The organism is Erysipelatoclostridium sp. AM42-17 (genome assembly GCF_003480255.1).
In the GTDB taxonomy this organism is placed as follows: Bacteria; Bacillota_I; Bacilli_A; order Erysipelotrichales; family Coprobacillaceae; genus Faecalibacillus.
This window is the reverse complement of sequence record NZ_QUIN01000019.1, coordinates 1-16,494: the sequence shown is the minus strand read 5'-3', so window position 1 is coordinate 16,494 and position 16,494 is coordinate 1. Positions and strand designations below refer to the sequence as shown.

The window sequence follows — 16,494 nt, the reverse complement described above, 5'->3', positions numbered from 1 at the left end:
AGTCAAAAAGAAAATCAATTCATTTTCCCTCCCCAAAGGTGACTACATTCCTAGCTTTCCCTCTAGGAATTCATAATAAAACTGTTCTTTTCCCTAACAGTTCAAGGAAAGTGTATCACTTTCCTTTTTTATTTGACAAAAACGGCACACTATAATACAAATATAATAAGGAAAGGAAGGATAGTATGTTAAAAGAATTTAAAGAATTTGCAATCAAAGGAAACATGATTGATCTTGCTGTTGGGGTAATTATTGGGGGCGCTTTTAATTCATTAGTCACATCATTAGTTAATAATATTATGATGCCCATTCTATCCCTGGTTACTGGTCGTTTAGATTTTAATAATTTATTTTTTGCACTAGATGGTCAACATTATAAAACTTTAGAAGCTGCTAAAGCAGCCGGCGTTTCTACAGTCAATTATGGAACATTTATTTCTGGTGTGATTAATTTCCTTATTATGGCATTTGTTGTATTCTTGTTTGTAAAGGCAATGAATAAACTTCGTAACAGTGACAAAGAACCTGCTCCTGTTACAACTAAGATTTGTCCTTATTGTAAAAGCGAGATTTCAATCGAAGCTACTAAATGTCCACATTGTACAAGTGATCTATAAAAAATATTCCTAGTCATTCAACTAGGAATATTTTTATTTTAATATTTCTTTATAAACACGTAATACATTTTTATAAAAAACTTTTTCTATTTCTTCTTGGCTTAAACCTGCTTTTTCTAATGCTTTAGCTAATTCTTGCATTTTATCACAATGATCCATTTCTAGTTCACTATCAATACCATCAAAGTCAGTTCCTAAACCAATACAATCAATACCTGCCAAATCTTTAATATACATAATATGTTTAACCATATCCTCAATACAACTTCTTGCATTTCCACCAGGTTGTTCATGTAAAAAATCACCACAAAAATTAATGCCCATGACACCGCCTCGACTAGCTAGTTTTAAAATCATATCGTCAGACATATTTCTTGCCACGTGGCATAATGCTCTAGCATTAGAGTGACTGGCAACAAACGGTTTTGTTGTATGATGATAAACATCATAAAATCCTGCATCGCTTAAATGAGAAACATCAATAATCATACCTAATCGTTCCATTTCTTGAATGTACTCTATACCAAAATCTGTTAAACCATCTTGAGTATTTATTTTTAAAGTATCTTCATAACATTTAGCGCGTGTAAAATTAGGATATCCTATTCCGTTAGCAAAATTCCAAGTGAGTGTAATCATTCTTACACCTAAACGATAGAAATGTTGTAATAAAGATAAGTCATTTTCAATCACATTACCTTCTTCTATTGTAAGTAAACTTGACATGACTCCTTCTTTTTGATGATCAATAATATCTTGATAACAAAAAACAGGTTTAATATATTCTGGATATTTTTCTATTTCTTGATAGTAATAATTGATAAGTTTATTTGCTGTAATAAAAGGATGAGGGTGATCATCTAAATGAACAAACATAGCAAAATTTTGTAATAGATAATCCCCTTGTTTCATTTTCTTTAAATCAATATGCGCATCATTTTCTAATAATGAACCATTTTTGTTCTGCAAATGATTCTCATATAGTTTTAAAATTGTATCACAATGCATATCAATTACATGCATTAAAGATTCCCCTTTCCTTTATATGTATAATGATAACTTACACATCCAAGTCCACCATGACAAGTAAGAACAGCCGGTAACAAATGTGTTTCTACTTCAATTCCAGGAAACATCGTATGAAAAAGTAATTTAGCAGCAGTCGCCCTTTTAGCGTTATCAGCATGACAAATATAAATTTTATATTCATCACTATTAACACCATCTTCCTTAAATTTATCAACAATCATTTTTCCCATTTTAGCTTCCGTACGACACATTCCATACTTATCTACACTTTGCCCTTTTTCATCTAAACAAAGTAAAGCTTTTATTTTTAACATTGTTCCCATTCTTGCAGCCATTGGTGATAAACGTCCACTTCTAGATAATTGTTTAAAATTATCTGGATGTAAAAAAGAAAAACTATGCGCTGTCTTTTCTTCTAACATCTTCATAATTGAATCAACATCATGTCCTTCATCTGCCATCTTTTTAGCAGTTATTGCCATATCCATGACCGGTGCCCCTACTTGTCGGCTATCATAAATGTAAACATTTTCTAACCCTACCGTATCTCTAGCAAGATGGAAGCCGTTATTTGTTCCACTTAAATCACTAGAACATGTAATAATGATAATGGCATCATAATTTTCTTTTTGCCATTGTTCCATCTTTTCAATCAAATAACCTGTATTAGGTTGACTCGTAGATGGTGTTTGATCATCTTTTAAATACTGATAAAGTTCTTCAGTAGAAATATCTTGTTGATCTTTATATTCTTGACCATCAAGTAATACACTAAGAGAAATCAATTCAATGCCATATTCATTGGCGATATCTAAAGACATCGCACTTGTTGTATCTGTTACAATTAAATATTTATTCATAGTCGGTCTCCTTAAAATTCAATTTCAAACGTTTGATAGTCGTCCGTTAATTCTTGATACTTCTTTAACCACTGATAAGCTTCTTGAAATTCTTCTTCACTAAATCCATCTGCTATTTCAAAGTGAATTAATTTACACATATCATAAATACTTTGCCATAAAGCATCAAAAGGATGTTCTTGTTCCTTTTGATCTGCACATTCACTTTCTTGATAGACAATAAATTGATGTGCGATTTTTGTTGCTTGTTCTCTTTGTTTATCCATATTCTTCTCCTCTATTATTATTCTGATTTAATCATTATTTATATTAAAGAAATCTAATGTATATGATAATACGCTTGACTTCTTTCTATTCTTAAATTGTTTTCTTCACCTGGAAAGTGAAAAGGATTCATTTTTGTTTGCTTAAATTCTTTTATCACATCTTTAGCGTCTTGATATAATTCATCAAAAGACATGAGTCCATACATTCTAGGTGGAAGCAAATAGAAAGGAATCTTGGGATGATGAGCTTTTACATATCGTTTCATTTCAAAGTTTAAATGAGGACAACACATCACAATATCATAGTTTCCAATCTTTTCATCAACCAATTTAAAAGGATAAAAATCTATCAAAACCTCATCTTGTAAGTTTTTATCTTTAATTTCATTTTGCATTTTTACAGTGAGGTAACTTGAAGAAAAACCCCCACCACAACACAATAATATTCTAATCATGTCATTGACCTCCAACTATATCCATTATACCTAAACATTTTATAAAGGTAAATAGATTTATCATAAATAATCATATTATATGTTTTTTCTTATCGTTAAATGTGGTATCAATTACCACTTTTGTGTATGCTAAAAAATTTAAACTTTTTTCTCAAAAACACTTGCACGAATCAAAAAGCTATGATAATATACTAGAGCACTGTTAAGTTGCTTGAATAGCTCAGTTGGTAGAGCAATCGGCTGTTAACCGATCGGTCGTAGGTTCGAGTCCTACTTCAAGCGCCATGTGGCTCGTTGGAGAAACGGTTAACTCACATGCCTTTCACGCATGCATTCACGGGTTCGAATCCCGTACGAGTCACCATATTTTTTGGAGGTTTAGCTCAGTTGGGAGAGCATCTGCTTTACAAGCAGAGGGTCAGCGGTTCGAGCCCGTTAACCTCCACCATTTTTTATAAGCCGGCTTAGCTCAATTGGTAGAGCAACTGACTTGTAATCAGTAGGTTGAGGGTTCAAGTCCTTTAGCCGGCACCATAAAATGACTCGCTAGCTCAGTTGGTAGAGCATCTGACTTTTAATCAGAGGGTCAGGCGTTCGAATCGCCTGCGAGTCACCATTTTTTATGCGGGTGTGGCGAAACTGGCAGACGCACTAGACTTAGGATCTAGCGCCTATGGCGTGCAGGTTCGATTCCTGTCACCCGCACCAATTAATAAAATTCCTCGATTATATCGAGGTTTTTTTATTTTCATTATAATTGACTTAACCTTTTATATTTGGATATAATAGAATGGCACTTTATTGAAGGAGAATATTATGGAAAACAATAAAAAATCAAGCTTTTCCGGACGACTTGGCTATGTTATGGCTGTTGCTGGATCAGCTGTTGGACTTGGAAATATTTGGCGTTTCCCCTATTTAGCCGCTAAGTATGGAGGCGGAACTTTCCTCGTTACTTATGTTATTTTAGCTTTAACAGTTGGATTTGCCTTACTGCTAAGCGAAACAGCACTAGGAAGAAAAACTCGTAAAAACCCAATTCAGGCTTATCATCAACTAGGAGCCAAAAAATTACGTTTTGGAGGATGGCTTAATTCTATCATTCCGATGTTAATTGTTCCTTATTACTGTGTTGTTGGTGGTTGGGTGTGTAAATATTTATACGCTTATCTTACTGGTGCAGCACATAAACTTACGCAAGATAATTACTTTACTCAATTTATATCCGACCCTATTTCCCCTGCTTTTTGGTTAGTTGTTTTTGCACTATTAACATTTATCGTTGTTATTAAAGGAGTTGAAAAGGGAATTGAAAAAGTAAGTAAAGTTTTAATGCCTTTACTTGTTGTCATGGCTGCTTTTATTGCTGTATATGGTTTAACAACACCTGGAGCTATTGAGGGATTGAAATATTATCTCATTCCTGATTTTTCTCGTTTTAGCATTATGACCGTTATTGCAGCTATGGGACAAATGTTTTATTCATTATCAATTGGTATGGGTATTTTATTTACATATGGTTCTTATATGAAAAAAGATGTTGATATGGAAAAAGCCATTACCCAAGTAGAAATCATGGATACTTTAATTGCTTTTCTTGCTGGTTTAATGATTATTCCTGCTGTCTTTGCTTTTTCTGGAAAAGGAAGTCTTAATGCCGGAGCATCTTTAATGTTTATTACTATGCCTAAAGTTTTTGATTCTCTAGCTTTAGGACATATCATTGGTGTAGTCTTTTTCCTACTAGTATTATTCGCAGCATTAACTTCAGCAATTTCACTTACTGAATGTGCTGTTGCTACATTTATGGAACAATTCCATTTTTCAAGAAAAAAAGCCGCACTTACTTCTTTAATTGGTATTCTAGCATTAGGTATCCCAACTTCTTTAGGATATGGCTTATTAAGTTGGATTCAACCATTAGGTATGACCATCCTAGATTTCTTTGACTTTATTACCAATTCATGTATGATGCCAATTTCTGCCTTATGTACAGTATTACTCGTTATTAAAGTCACTGGATTTAAAACCATTCATGATGAAGTTGCTTCAACCTCTGCCTTTAAAAGAGAAAAAGCTTACATCTTTTCAATGAGATATATTTGTATTCCAACACTCATTATTATTTTACTAAGTTATATATTATCTACATTTGGTTTTATCACATTATAAACTTTAAGGTATACACAAAAAAGTGTATATCTTTTATTTTATGATAATGCCTAACATAGTTGATAATTCAATAGCTTGAAATGTATTGACAACAAGATCACGTAAACTATCAAAATCTAAACGTATTCCTTCAATATCACTATCACTGACATCAATTTTTTGACTTTTCACCCTCATCCATTCACTCTTTTGTAATGTACATCGACTAAAGCAACAATATTTCATGTTCAAATCATAAAAAGCTGTTTCTTTCATTATACATTCTTTAAAAAACGTTCTTTTAAATCTTACTTGATCAAAGCTTGAATAAGGCATCAAGCACTGATCAAAATGCACATCTTCTAAAAGTCCATCACAAAAGCGTATCCCACTCATTCTGCATTCAATAAATTCCACCCTTAAAAATCTTTGCTTTGAAAAATCTAAATTACTTAAATCACAATGATCAAAAATAACATCAACAAAATCACACTCTTGAAATTTTCCAACAAAACTCACTTTTTTAAAAATACAACTTGATAATCTTTGATGGTCATGATAATTATTATCTATTAAATTTTCTACCTCAATTTCTTCTATCACATCTTTATCTTCAATATAATCAACTTTTGTAAGTTGATTTATTTTAGGTTTATTTCTATTCACCTTTTCTTCCTCCATTTTCTTGTAATTTATATTCTATTATATCTTCTTAATTGAAGCAAATAATGCTATAATGAAGCAATAGGGGTGGATAGAATGTATATTAAAGATGATGAAATAAATAAATACTTTAACAAACTCAATTGGAAAAAAGCACACCATCTTTTTAAACAACAAACTATTTGTCAAATGTCGGTAATTAAAGATGCAAATACTTACCAAATCATTGGCGGTGTGTTAGACGAAGGGCAAAATCATCAATGTCATGTTTCTATAGACAAAAGTGGAAATATTCTTCATTTTGGATGTGATTGCCAAGACAGTAAACCAGACGAACTTGCCTGTCAGCACATTGGAGTTTTATTATTGAAATTTTATGGTTTAGAAATGTCAGATATTCCATACTCTTTCAATCAAAAAATTAACGAATCTGTTCAATTAGAGAGCATTAAAGCAAAACAAGAGAGTGAACACATTCAAAAACAAATTCAAAAAAGTCATCAACTTATTGATATTTATAAAAAACAAATTAAAGCAAAGCAGATGCCACTGGTAAGCCCAGTTCATCTTATTCCTAATATTAAAACAAGTTTCGATCGCTTGTACTTATCTTATAAAATAGCTCACGATAAAAGCTATGCTATTAAAAGTATCCATGATTTTATTTATGACATTAAAACAAATCAAGTTATTCAATATGGTAAGACTCTTACAACTGATCATCAATTAAGTTCTTTTGACCATTCTAGTCAAAAACAAATTCAGTTTATTGAAGAATACTATAAACAATTTCACGACGATAAAACAATTCGTTTAACTAATGAAAACATTGATGATTTCTTCTATCATCATTTTGATAATTTAGATATTAATATTAACTTCACCACAATTGATTTAAATAATCTTACTTTTACTATCAAAGATGAAGAAGACTTTATTACAATTGAAAATAAAAAAACAGACGGTATTACTTTTATTGGACACCAATATATTTATTATTTTGATTATTATACTTTAAACCGTTATTCTAAGGCATGCAGTGAAGCTTTAAAACCATTACTTACATTATTAGAAAAAGAACCATTAATGATCTCTCATGATGATATTTCACTATTCTCAAAATATATTATTGATAGTGCTATTCCATATGTTAACTTTGAAGGAGATCATATTGATGATTATCTTCCAGTTGATGTTTCCCTACTTGTTTATGTAGATATCAACAATAATAACGAACTTACAGTTTCTTTAGAATATCGAGATGACCAAGGTGAAACTATTCTAGATGATATCAATTCACTTATCTTACCTTTAAAATTAGATCAAGTTTTAGAGACACTTAACCAATATTTACGCTATGACGATATTACGAATATGTATTATCTATATGACGAAGAGGACATTTATTATTTCATCACTGAAATTCTTCCTTCATTAAATCATAGTTGTGAAATTTACATAAGTGAAGAAATCAAACAATTTAATAAACCTAGAAATCTTCAATTAAATGCAGGAATCCATTTAAAAAACAATTTACTTGAAATCGACTTAAATAGTATTCATGTCGATAAAGAAGAAATAAAAAATATCATTCTTGCATTCCAACATAATAAGTCTTATCATCGCTTAAAAAATGGAGAGTTCATTAACTTAAATGATGAAACATTAAAAGAAATATCACATCTTATTTCAGACTTAAATATTGATGAAAATAAAATTGAAGACGGCAAAATCGTGGTCGATAAATATCATTCACTTTATATAGATCAATTTGCTAGTCAGTCACATATTCAATTTACTCGTGATGAACAGTTTTCTCATTTAATTGATCACATCAAAAAACCAAATACAACTTCATTCACTGTTCCTAAAGCTTATCAGCCTATTTTACGTGATTATCAGGTCACTGGTTTTAAATGGCTTAAAACCATGTCTGAATATGGCTTTGGGGGTATTCTAGCCGATGATATGGGGCTTGGTAAAACATTGCAAATGATCACTTTATTAGAAGACTGTAAAGATGAAAATCATGTCAGCATTGTTATTTCACCAGCAACTCTTATTTATAACTGGGCTGATGAAATCAATAAGTTTTCTAAAGATTTAAAGACATTATGTATTGCTGGACCATTATCTTCCAGACAACAAGCAATCGCTCAAATTAAAGATTATGATGTTGTTATTACATCATACGATTATATTCGTCGTGATTATGAATTATATAAAGATTATACTTTCTATTATCTTATTTTAGACGAAGCTCAATATATTAAAAATCAAAGTACCAAAAACGCTCAAGCAGTAAAAGAAATTAATGGTTTTCATCGTTTTGCTTTAACCGGTACCCCAATTGAAAACTCATTAGCTGAATTATGGTCAATCTTTGACTTTTTAATGCCTCATTACTTATATAATTATCATTATTTTAAAGAGAACTTTGAAGCACCTATCGTTAGAGATGAAGATCAAGAAAAACAAAAGAAATTGAAACAAATGGTGGAACCATTCATTTTAAGAAGAACCAAAAAAGAAGTTCTAAACGAACTTCCAGATAAGATTGAAAAGAATGTGATGATTTCCTTTACACCAGAAGAAGAGAAAATCTATCTTGCAAATTTAAGTCAAATTAATACTGATTTACAAAATGCTATTCAAGTTAATCATGTAGACCGTATTCAAATTCTAGCAATGATGACAAGATTACGTCAATTATGTTGTGATCAACGTATTGTTTATCCTCAAACAATGGAACCTAGTTCAAAATTAAAAACTTGTATGGATATTATTGCGACAGCTAAAGAAAGTGGTCAAAAAGTCTTATTATTCTCTTCATTTACAAGTTCTCTTGATTTAATAGAAAAAGAACTAAGAAAGAACGATATTTCATATTATGTGTTAACTGGTTCTACAACCAAAATAAAACGTCATCAACTTGTTAATGCTTTCCAAAAAGATGATACGACTGTTTTCCTTATCAGCTTAAAAGCAGGTGGTACTGGTCTCAACTTAACAAGTGCTTCTGTCGTTATCCACTATGACCCATGGTGGAATATGTCAGCTCAAAATCAAGCAACAGACCGTGCTTATCGTATTGGTCAAACAAACAATGTTCAAGTATACAAACTTGTCATGAAAAATTCAATTGAGGAAAGAATTCAAAAATTACAAGAACAAAAACAAGATTTATCTAATATGTTCGTTGAAAACAATAAAGGAACGATTACTTCCATGTCTATTGAAGATGTTGTTTCCTTATTCCAATAAAAAAAGGGATTAAAGATCTGAAATCTTTAAATCCCCTTTTTTTATGTAATTGAGCTTCCTAAACGCCTTATAGAACATAAGTGTTAAAATTGCCGGTAATAAAACATCAACAATCAATAAGATAATCCAAACTTGATTACCACCCATAACAGAAGCCGCCTCAATTAAGCCAACCAACCCTGCTGTTCCCATTCCTGAACCAATCGGTGTACAAACGATATGACATAAAACCGTAGAAATAGGAGCGACAATAATTGAAGATAAAATTGGTGGTAACCATATTACAGGTCGTCTAATGATATTTTTAAACTGTAACATACTTGTTCCTATCGCTATTGCAATAACATCACCAATATCATTATCATCAATACTCATCATTGCAAAGCCAATCATTTGGCAACAACATCCCGCTAAAGCTGCCCCAGCTGCTAAACCATTTAATCCAAGCATGACACCAATCGCCGCCGAAGAAATGGGTGCAGTTAAAGCCATCCCCATTAAAACACCAACTACAATAGACATAAATAAAGGCTGTAAGGCAACTCCATCATTAATAAGTCCTCCAAGCCATACAATTACTTGCGAAATATAAGGACCTATATATTTAGATACAATTCCTGCAACAAGAATTGAACAAAACGGAACCAATAAAATATCTATTGGCGTTTTCCCTTGAATAAGTCTTACCACCTCAATAGCCACAATCACTGTAACATAAGCAATAATTGGATTACCACTTTGAATCGTTCCATTACTAAACGTTCCTGCACCTATTGCTCCTGCAATAATAGCCGCAATTAGATTCAAACCCTTTGCTTCAATAACATAACCAATTCCAACTCCAATCGCAGGACCCATAAGATAACTTGCTATCGTACCCCAACTCGTTAATTCTGAAACATTTAAAAATGTTCCTAACTGTTTTAAAATCGTACCAATGATTAAACTACAAAAGAAACCATAAGCCATACCATTTAAAGTATTAACAACATAATTCCCCTTACCTCTTGAATAAGCCATTCTTTATTACTCCTTTTCACGTATTCTTTCATGTGTTTCTTGAATACGTTTTTTTACTAAATAGGGAAAGGCTTTTAGAATACGCCTTGACCCATAACGATAATGTTTATTCTTTAATTCAATATTAATTTGATCAATCAAACCTCTTAAAGTCTTAATATTTTTTAAGTGTTCTAACTCAACTTCATAATCGGCAAACTTTTGATGGATTCGCATTTGTTCTCTTTCCAACACTTTAACCATTTCTTCCATTTCCTTTTTAAGATGAGTAGCAATATGTACCGAACGAATAAGATCAACAACAAAAATCGTTACCAATATAACAATCAGTACAATTTGTACAGTATAAGGAATAAGTGCTAACTTTTTATCAAAAAAAGGTTGAATAAGACACGTTGCTGCTACACTAAATAAACCAAAGCACACGAATCCTTCCAAACATACTCTTCCGTTTAAATTAAACGGTTTCTTTGAATAATCCCACCAGCGTTCATGAAACATCTTTTCCATGGCCCATGAAGTCAAATACTCTACTACACAAGCAATCAATCCACCCAATAAAAAGATACTATATATTGGATAATGGACCCCTTCCATTCTAAAAAACAACACTACAATTAAAGCTCCACTGCCATAAATCGGTAACATCGGTCCATTTAAAAAACCTCTATTAACAAACTTTTTCATGTAAATAGCGTGAATCATAATTGATTCCCAAATCCATCCACAAAAACTATAAATAAAAAAGGATAAAATATAAATGAATAATTGTTCCATAAAGTTGTTCCTTTCTTTTTAGTTATTATATCATATGCTTTTATTTTTGCATTCTTTCTTATAAAAATAAAAAACCTGTATAAACAGGTTCATTTACTATTGGTGGAGCCAAGCGGGATCGAACCGCTGACCCCCTGCGTGCAAGGCAGGTGCTCTCCCAGCTGAGCTATGGCCCCAGTTATAAATTTTAATGGTGGGCCTGAATGGATTTGAACCATCGACCTCACCCTTATCAGGGGTGCGCTCTAACCAACTGAGCTACAGGCCCATAAAATTTATATCATCTATATTAAGCAATTAATTAATGGTGGGCCTGAATGGATTTGAACCATCGACCTCACCCTTATCAGGGGTGCGCTCTAACCAACTGAGCTACAGGCCCATCAATCGACTGCCCATATATATTAACATGATATATCTCTATTCGTCAACACTTTTCTTTATTTTTTTTACATTTTATTCAAGTATTTTTTTACTCTGTTTTTTGTCCTTTTTTGTTGCCTCTTGATCATATTCTATCAAACCCTTAACGATTTGTTCTACCAGTTTTCTTTGATAATTTTCATTTCTTAGTTGACCACACTCATTATAATTAGACATAAATCCACATTCAATCAAAACCCCAACTGTTTGGGTTGCTCGTAAAACTCTAAAACCACATCCACTAATAGGTTTGCGACTATGCGTTACTTCTTTTAAATGTCTATCTATTTTGTTTGCTAGTGTTTTACCTTTTTTACTACGATAGTAATGAAAAACTTGTGAACCCCACGCCTTTGAGTTATTGGCAGCATTTTGATGAATACTTAATAAATAATGAGCTTGATGCTTGTCAATCTCTTTCACTCTCAAATACATATCATCTTGTTTTGAATAATGATGATTTCTTTTGGTCATATCATAATCACCGTCTCTTGTTAAATAGACTATTGCTCCATAATATTCTAATTCACTTTTTAATAGCTTCGATATGGATAAATTAATATCATCTTCCTTATATCCATATTCCATGGCTCCATTATCTAAACCACCATGTCCAGGATCAATCACAACATATCGATACTTTAAAGGTGTTGCATGACTTTGACTATATACCTTTTGATAGAAATAAAAAGGAATCATTAAAACACACACTATAATAATAATCATGATACACTTTCTTTTCATAAATTCACCTGTTTTAATATATGTCTTGATTATTTTATTATGATATGATGTGAAATATCTATTATTCTAGTGTATACTTGAAACGAAAGAAGGTTGAAATATGAAAAAGAAATGCTGGTGTGGTAGTCAGCTTGTCTACGATGTATGTCATGAAGAATTTGATAAAAAATTAAAATATTATAAAAAACATGGTTATAAAGTACCTACTCATAAAATGATTAAAAATCAAAAACAAGTTGAAGCAATAAAGAAAGCTGCTGTTGTGAATAATGGTTTATTAGATTATATTGAAAAAAACATCAAAATTGGTATGACAACTCAAGATATAGATGATATGGCAGTAGCGTATACTTCAAGTCATGGTGGATATTCTGCTGATTTAAATTATCAAGGATATCCAAAAAGTATTTGTACTTCAGTAAATGATGAGGTTTGCCACGGTATTCCTGGTAACTATGTATTAAAAGATGGAGACATTATTAATGTTGATGCAACAACTGGTGTCAATGGTTATTATGCAGATGCTTCAAGAATGTTCATGCTAGGTCATGTTAGTGAAGAAGCAAAACGTTTAGTTAAAGTAACTAAAGAATGTTTAGAAGAAGGTATGAAAGCTGTAAAACCATGGAAAAGCTGTATTGGTGATATTGGTGCTGCCATTGAAAAACATGCTCATTTAAACGGATATAGTGTTGTTCAAGAATTTTGTGGTCATGGTATTGGTTCAAGCATGCATGAGGATCCTTATGTTTTTCATTTTAAACCAAACGAAAAAACAGAAATTATTGTTCCCGGTATGGTCTTTACAATTGAACCTATGATTAATCAAGGAACAAGACATATTCATTTAGGGTACGATAATGATTGGACAGTTTATACTGATGATGGTAAATTATCTGCTCAATGGGAACATACATTCTTGGTTACCGAAGATGGCGTAGAAATCATTTCTCAATAAAATGTTTCATTAATTGAAATATTTTTTATTTTTTAAAAGAAAAAGACCTCTTAAAAACCATATATAATATTGGGAGGTGAAAAAATGAATAATTCAGCGATATTTAATAATCCTCATTTTTTTAAATACATATTTTCCGATTCTCAAGACCCTGATACTCAAAAGCTTCTCAGGATATTAGTTGAACCATATATTAAAAAAAGAATTAAATCAGCTAAAGTTGATCCTGACTTTAAAAATTATCTAGGTACAAAAGCAACTGTTAGAGTTGATTGTATAACAGAAGATGATGAAAATATTACTGTTGAACTCATTTTGCAATAATAAAAATACGTTCGGTTTTGATACTGAACGTATTTTTATTTTCTATTTACATAATTAAAAGCCATCATCATTGCTGCGTATAAGACACCCGCTATTGGCCATATAAACCAACTATATTGACCTTGTCCATTACCATAAGGCCCAAATGTATAGAAAAAGTAAATAGCACTCACAATAAGCCAATAAATACCACTCACCATACTCTTTAGTGATTTTTTTGCTTTTTGTTTTTTGGTATACTCTCCTTCTTCTAAAATCTTTGCATAAGCATAATAAACTGTTCCCCCATATACAAATGCATAGACCCCAAGTGAAACAACAATAAGTGTTATACAAACACCAAAGACAACAAAGATTTCAGACATAGTCATTGAAACAAAGATACCCAAAACCGATAGGATACATAGTGATGTTCCTATTATATTTAACTGATTATAACGATTTTGAAAATTCTTTTTCTCAGTTTTAATATACTCTTTTACTCCCTGTTCACAAATAAATGCTTCAGTTTCTAAATACTGATAGGATTTCACTTGATTGGCAAAGTGTAAAAACAAAATAACGGCTATAGCTACACAAACAATTAAAAATGACAAGCCAATACCACAAGCAAGGTCTTCACTTAATCTCAAAGAACTGTATTCACTTAACGCTGATAAACCAATTAATAACACTGGTGAAACAATACATAACGATGTCGCTAAAGCGATAAAAGGTGCAGCCTTTTTTCTTAATGTTAAATAATTCATTGCTTGTTCCTTACTTAAATAATAATCTATTTCATTTTGTTCTACTTGATCATGATGATAATCTTCTAATAACAAATAATCTGTTGTTACTTGAAAGATTTTACTTAATTGAATTATTTTTTCAGTATCCGGCAATGATTGTCCACTTTCCCATTTAGACACAGCTTGTCTTGTCACATTAAGTTGATAAGCCAATTCTTCTTGAGACCAACCTTTTTGTTTTCTTAATGATGTAATTTTTTCAGATATTTTCATATTATCCCCTTTCTTTGTATCTTCATTTTATACAAAAGTACTAAATTTGACTACCAACCAGGCTTTTCTATTTGTCAACTAGAGGTTGCTAATGAGATAAATGCATCAAATATAACAAAATAGTACTTCTTAATGAAGTACTAAAAATTTTATAATTCATAATAATACAAACAAATATTTTGATAAGAACCATCTTTCATACAAAAACCATGCGGTACTGTTCCAATTTGTACAAAGCCAAGTCTTTCATACAAATGCCTTGCATGAACATTATTTTCTACAACCGCATTAAACTGCAAAAGCTTAAACCCTAACTTCTTTGCTTGTACAAGACAGTCACTAACCAATTTTTCACCAATATGTTGTCCTCGACAATCAGATTTGACAGCATAGCTGGCATTGGCTATATGACCACATCGACCAATATTATTAGGATGAAGAATATAAAGTCCGACGACTTTCCCTTGGTCAGTGGCTACACCACAATAACTTTGTTCTTTAAAAAATATATGCCCACTTTCTTCATCAAGATAATCAACTTGGGGAAAAGCCACACCTTCTTCAACGACTTCATTCCAAATTTGAATCATTGCTAGAACATCATCTTCGTTATACTTTCTCAATTCCATAATAAAGCTCCTTTAACTTATCTTAAGTCACAAACTACTATAATAAAAATATTCTATATTTCTACAAAGGTGACATCATTTCCGTGTTTTTGTATTAACGCTACTAAATCATCTGTATTCATCCAAATGGTCGCCGTATTCTCATTAGGATGAATGCCTATTTTTTGTCCTTTAAATTGTACATCCAAGTAAAAATGTACACATCGTTTATCATCGTTCAAAACTCCTAACGGGCTTACAGCCCTGGTTTTAAATTCATCATAGCCACTAAATCCTCTGGAGATGCAAAAGAAAGATTTCGCAATCCATGTTGTTTACGAAAAGCTTTTAAATTAACACGTTGATTGCCTTTTACAGTAATCAAATAATAATTTTTCTTTTTATCATCTCTAACAAACAAATTCTTTGCATCCCATTCAGGATTGGGTAATTCAACATGTGTAAGTTCTTCCATATTGAAAACGGCATCATGTTCAGTCACTTCAAATTGAATATTGTGTTCTTTTAGATATTGATAAATCTCTTCCTTTTTCATATACTTTCCTTCATATTAAAATTATAATAAATACACTTTTTAATTTTTCTTTAACTTATAGGATGGATGATAAAGCCCTGTTGGTTTATAAAATTCATCCCTTACATATTGAAATCCCAGCTTTATTAATAACTTTTGAGATGCTTTATTTTTAGGATGATGTCCCGCAAATAAACTTTCTGCGTGTAAATAATTCAATGCATAATCAATCACTGCTTTACAAGCTTCTAATGCATAACCTTTGTTCCAAAACTGAGGTCGTAAATGTATCCCCATTTCATATTGATAATCTTTATATGGTCTTAATCCACAACATCCTATTAATTCATGACTATCCAAAATAAATATCGGCCAGTATTGTACATGATATTTCATTTGGTTTGTCATCTCTAATTTTAAACGATGCGTTATCTCTTCTTCGCTCATTTTACCACTAGCACAAATATATCTTGTTACTTGTGGATTTCCCCACAAACTTCTAGCTAATTCAACATCTTCTTCCCAAGTTGAAAACGCTATTCTAGATGTTTTCATAAAATATGATCTTTCCATTACCTTCTCCAAGTCCACTATCAAGCATATATAAAATACTATCTCTGTCAGGATAAGAATAAGCAATTGGTAATTCATTTTTACTTATTTTTAAAAATCCTGATCTTTCATAAAAATAATGTGATGTTTTTGCGACAGAGGGCATATCCAAAATGATATGTTCAACTTTGTTCTTGTATGATATAAACGTACCTTGCCAGTACATAAATATCACTTTATCCTT

The 16,494-nt window shown here is 31.5% G+C and carries 18 protein-coding genes and 9 tRNA genes; 11 read left to right on the top strand and 16 right to left on the bottom strand.

From position 1 onward, the window contains the following. The first annotated feature begins 185 nt into the window (after positions 1-185). On the top strand, positions 186-617 hold the full coding sequence (gene mscL, locus DW911_RS07895) for a large conductance mechanosensitive channel protein MscL (RefSeq protein WP_118433271.1): 432 nt from the start codon (positions 186-188) through the stop codon (positions 615-617). Positions 618-650: 33 nt separating this feature from the next. Here the strand turns inward: mscL and DW911_RS07890 are convergent, their stop codons facing one another. From DW911_RS07890 to DW911_RS07875, 4 genes are read right to left on the bottom strand one after another with little or no spacing between them, the layout of a single operon-like run. Continuing rightward, positions 651-1,640, bottom strand: a complete 990-nt coding sequence (locus DW911_RS07890; protein WP_118607682.1) for a dipeptidase — start codon at positions 1,638-1,640, stop codon at positions 651-653. Continuing rightward, positions 1,640-2,506 carry a DegV family protein gene (locus DW911_RS07885; protein ID WP_118433267.1) on the bottom strand — a complete coding sequence of 289 codons (867 nt, stop codon included), beginning with the start codon at positions 2,504-2,506 and terminating at the stop codon, positions 1,640-1,642. Before DW911_RS07885 ends, DW911_RS07890 begins: the two co-directional genes overlap by 1 nt. A gap of 11 nt (positions 2,507-2,517) precedes the next feature. Beyond that, positions 2,518-2,772 carry a hypothetical protein gene (locus tag DW911_RS07880; RefSeq protein ID WP_118433265.1) on the bottom strand — a complete coding sequence of 85 codons (255 nt, stop codon included), beginning with the start codon at positions 2,770-2,772 and terminating at the stop codon, positions 2,518-2,520. A 53-nt stretch (positions 2,773-2,825) separates the two neighbouring features. Further along, a complete protein-coding gene (locus DW911_RS07875; protein WP_118433263.1) occupies positions 2,826-3,227 on the bottom strand; it encodes a PTS sugar transporter subunit IIB in 402 nt (133 codons plus the stop codon). 209 nt (positions 3,228-3,436) lie between these two features. On the opposite strand from DW911_RS07875, the gene DW911_RS07870 reads away from it, so the two are divergent. The 7 genes from DW911_RS07870 (at position 3,437) to DW911_RS07840 (ending at position 5,399) form a co-directional block, all read left to right on the top strand. Next, a tRNA-Asn gene (locus tag DW911_RS07870) sits at positions 3,437-3,512 on the top strand. A gap of 3 nt (positions 3,513-3,515) precedes the next feature. After that, positions 3,516-3,591 (top strand) — tRNA-Glu (locus DW911_RS07865). Positions 3,592-3,599: 8 nt separating this feature from the next. Next, a tRNA-Val gene (locus DW911_RS07860) sits at positions 3,600-3,675 on the top strand. A gap of 10 nt (positions 3,676-3,685) precedes the next feature. Continuing rightward, positions 3,686-3,761, top strand: a tRNA-Thr gene (locus DW911_RS07855). Between the two features lie 6 nt (positions 3,762-3,767). Next, positions 3,768-3,843, top strand: a tRNA-Lys gene (locus DW911_RS07850). Positions 3,844-3,851: 8 nt separating this feature from the next. After that, a tRNA-Leu gene (locus tag DW911_RS07845) sits at positions 3,852-3,935 on the top strand. A gap of 108 nt (positions 3,936-4,043) precedes the next feature. Beyond that, a complete protein-coding gene (locus tag DW911_RS07840; protein ID WP_118433261.1) occupies positions 4,044-5,399 on the top strand; it encodes a sodium-dependent transporter in 1,356 nt (451 codons plus the stop codon). Between the two features lie 33 nt (positions 5,400-5,432). Here DW911_RS07840 and DW911_RS07835 read toward each other — a convergent pair whose 3' ends face one another. Beyond that, positions 5,433-6,044 (bottom strand): pentapeptide repeat-containing protein, encoded by a 612-nt coding sequence (locus DW911_RS07835; protein ID WP_158568215.1) that lies wholly within the window; start codon positions 6,042-6,044, stop codon positions 5,433-5,435. Between the two features lie 93 nt (positions 6,045-6,137). Here DW911_RS07835 and DW911_RS07830 point away from each other — a divergent pair, with 93 nt between their 5' ends. Continuing rightward, on the top strand, positions 6,138-9,305 hold the full coding sequence (locus DW911_RS07830) for a DEAD/DEAH box helicase (RefSeq protein WP_118433257.1): 3,168 nt from the start codon (positions 6,138-6,140) through the stop codon (positions 9,303-9,305). A 9-nt stretch (positions 9,306-9,314) separates the two neighbouring features. Here the strand turns inward: DW911_RS07830 and DW911_RS07825 are convergent, their stop codons facing one another. The 6 genes from DW911_RS07825 to DW911_RS07800 form a co-directional block, all read right to left on the bottom strand. Further along, entirely contained in the window at positions 9,315-10,325 is a 1,011-nt protein-coding gene (locus tag DW911_RS07825) for a PTS transporter subunit IIC (RefSeq protein ID WP_118433255.1), read from the bottom strand. Between the two features lie 6 nt (positions 10,326-10,331). After that, positions 10,332-11,102, bottom strand: a complete 771-nt coding sequence (locus DW911_RS07820; protein ID WP_118607681.1) for a putative ABC transporter permease — start codon at positions 11,100-11,102, stop codon at positions 10,332-10,334. Positions 11,103-11,202: 100 nt separating this feature from the next. Continuing rightward, positions 11,203-11,278 (bottom strand) — tRNA-Ala (locus tag DW911_RS07815). Positions 11,279-11,293: 15 nt separating this feature from the next. Next, positions 11,294-11,370 (bottom strand) — tRNA-Ile (locus DW911_RS07810). 37 nt (positions 11,371-11,407) lie between these two features. Continuing rightward, positions 11,408-11,484: transfer RNA gene (locus DW911_RS07805), tRNA-Ile, on the bottom strand. 74 nt (positions 11,485-11,558) lie between these two features. Then, positions 11,559-12,269: an N-acetylmuramoyl-L-alanine amidase family protein gene (locus DW911_RS07800; protein WP_118607680.1), complete on the bottom strand. Its 711-nt coding sequence runs from the start codon at positions 12,267-12,269 to the stop codon at positions 11,559-11,561. 100 nt (positions 12,270-12,369) lie between these two features. Here DW911_RS07800 and map point away from each other — a divergent pair, with 100 nt between their 5' ends. Together map and DW911_RS07790 are read left to right on the top strand one after the other, a co-directional pair. Beyond that, positions 12,370-13,227: a type I methionyl aminopeptidase gene (map, locus tag DW911_RS07795; protein WP_118607679.1), complete on the top strand. Its 858-nt coding sequence runs from the start codon at positions 12,370-12,372 to the stop codon at positions 13,225-13,227. Between the two features lie 84 nt (positions 13,228-13,311). Next, complete coding sequence (locus DW911_RS07790; RefSeq protein ID WP_118433247.1) at positions 13,312-13,551, top strand: hypothetical protein; 240 nt, start codon at positions 13,312-13,314, stop codon at positions 13,549-13,551. 35 nt (positions 13,552-13,586) lie between these two features. Here the strand turns inward: DW911_RS07790 and DW911_RS07785 are convergent, their stop codons facing one another. From DW911_RS07785 to DW911_RS07765, 5 genes are all read right to left on the bottom strand, one after another. Then, entirely contained in the window at positions 13,587-14,555 is a 969-nt protein-coding gene (locus tag DW911_RS07785) for a helix-turn-helix domain-containing protein (protein ID WP_118433245.1), read from the bottom strand. Between the two features lie 149 nt (positions 14,556-14,704). Then, positions 14,705-15,184: a GNAT family N-acetyltransferase gene (locus DW911_RS07780; RefSeq protein ID WP_118433243.1), complete on the bottom strand. Its 480-nt coding sequence runs from the start codon at positions 15,182-15,184 to the stop codon at positions 14,705-14,707. A gap of 235 nt (positions 15,185-15,419) precedes the next feature. Then, the gene (locus DW911_RS11010; protein ID WP_199589156.1) at positions 15,420-15,719 is read right to left on the bottom strand and encodes a YbaK/EbsC family protein; all 300 of its coding nucleotides are present in this window, start codon (positions 15,717-15,719) and stop codon (positions 15,420-15,422) included. Positions 15,720-15,758: 39 nt separating this feature from the next. Beyond that, on the bottom strand, positions 15,759-16,271 hold the full coding sequence (locus DW911_RS07770; protein WP_118433241.1) for a GNAT family N-acetyltransferase: 513 nt from the start codon (positions 16,269-16,271) through the stop codon (positions 15,759-15,761). Next, on the bottom strand, positions 16,240-16,494 hold a 255-nt coding region (locus DW911_RS07765), incomplete at its 5' end, for a hypothetical protein (protein WP_233543050.1). The genes DW911_RS07765 and DW911_RS07770, both read right to left, overlap by 32 nt.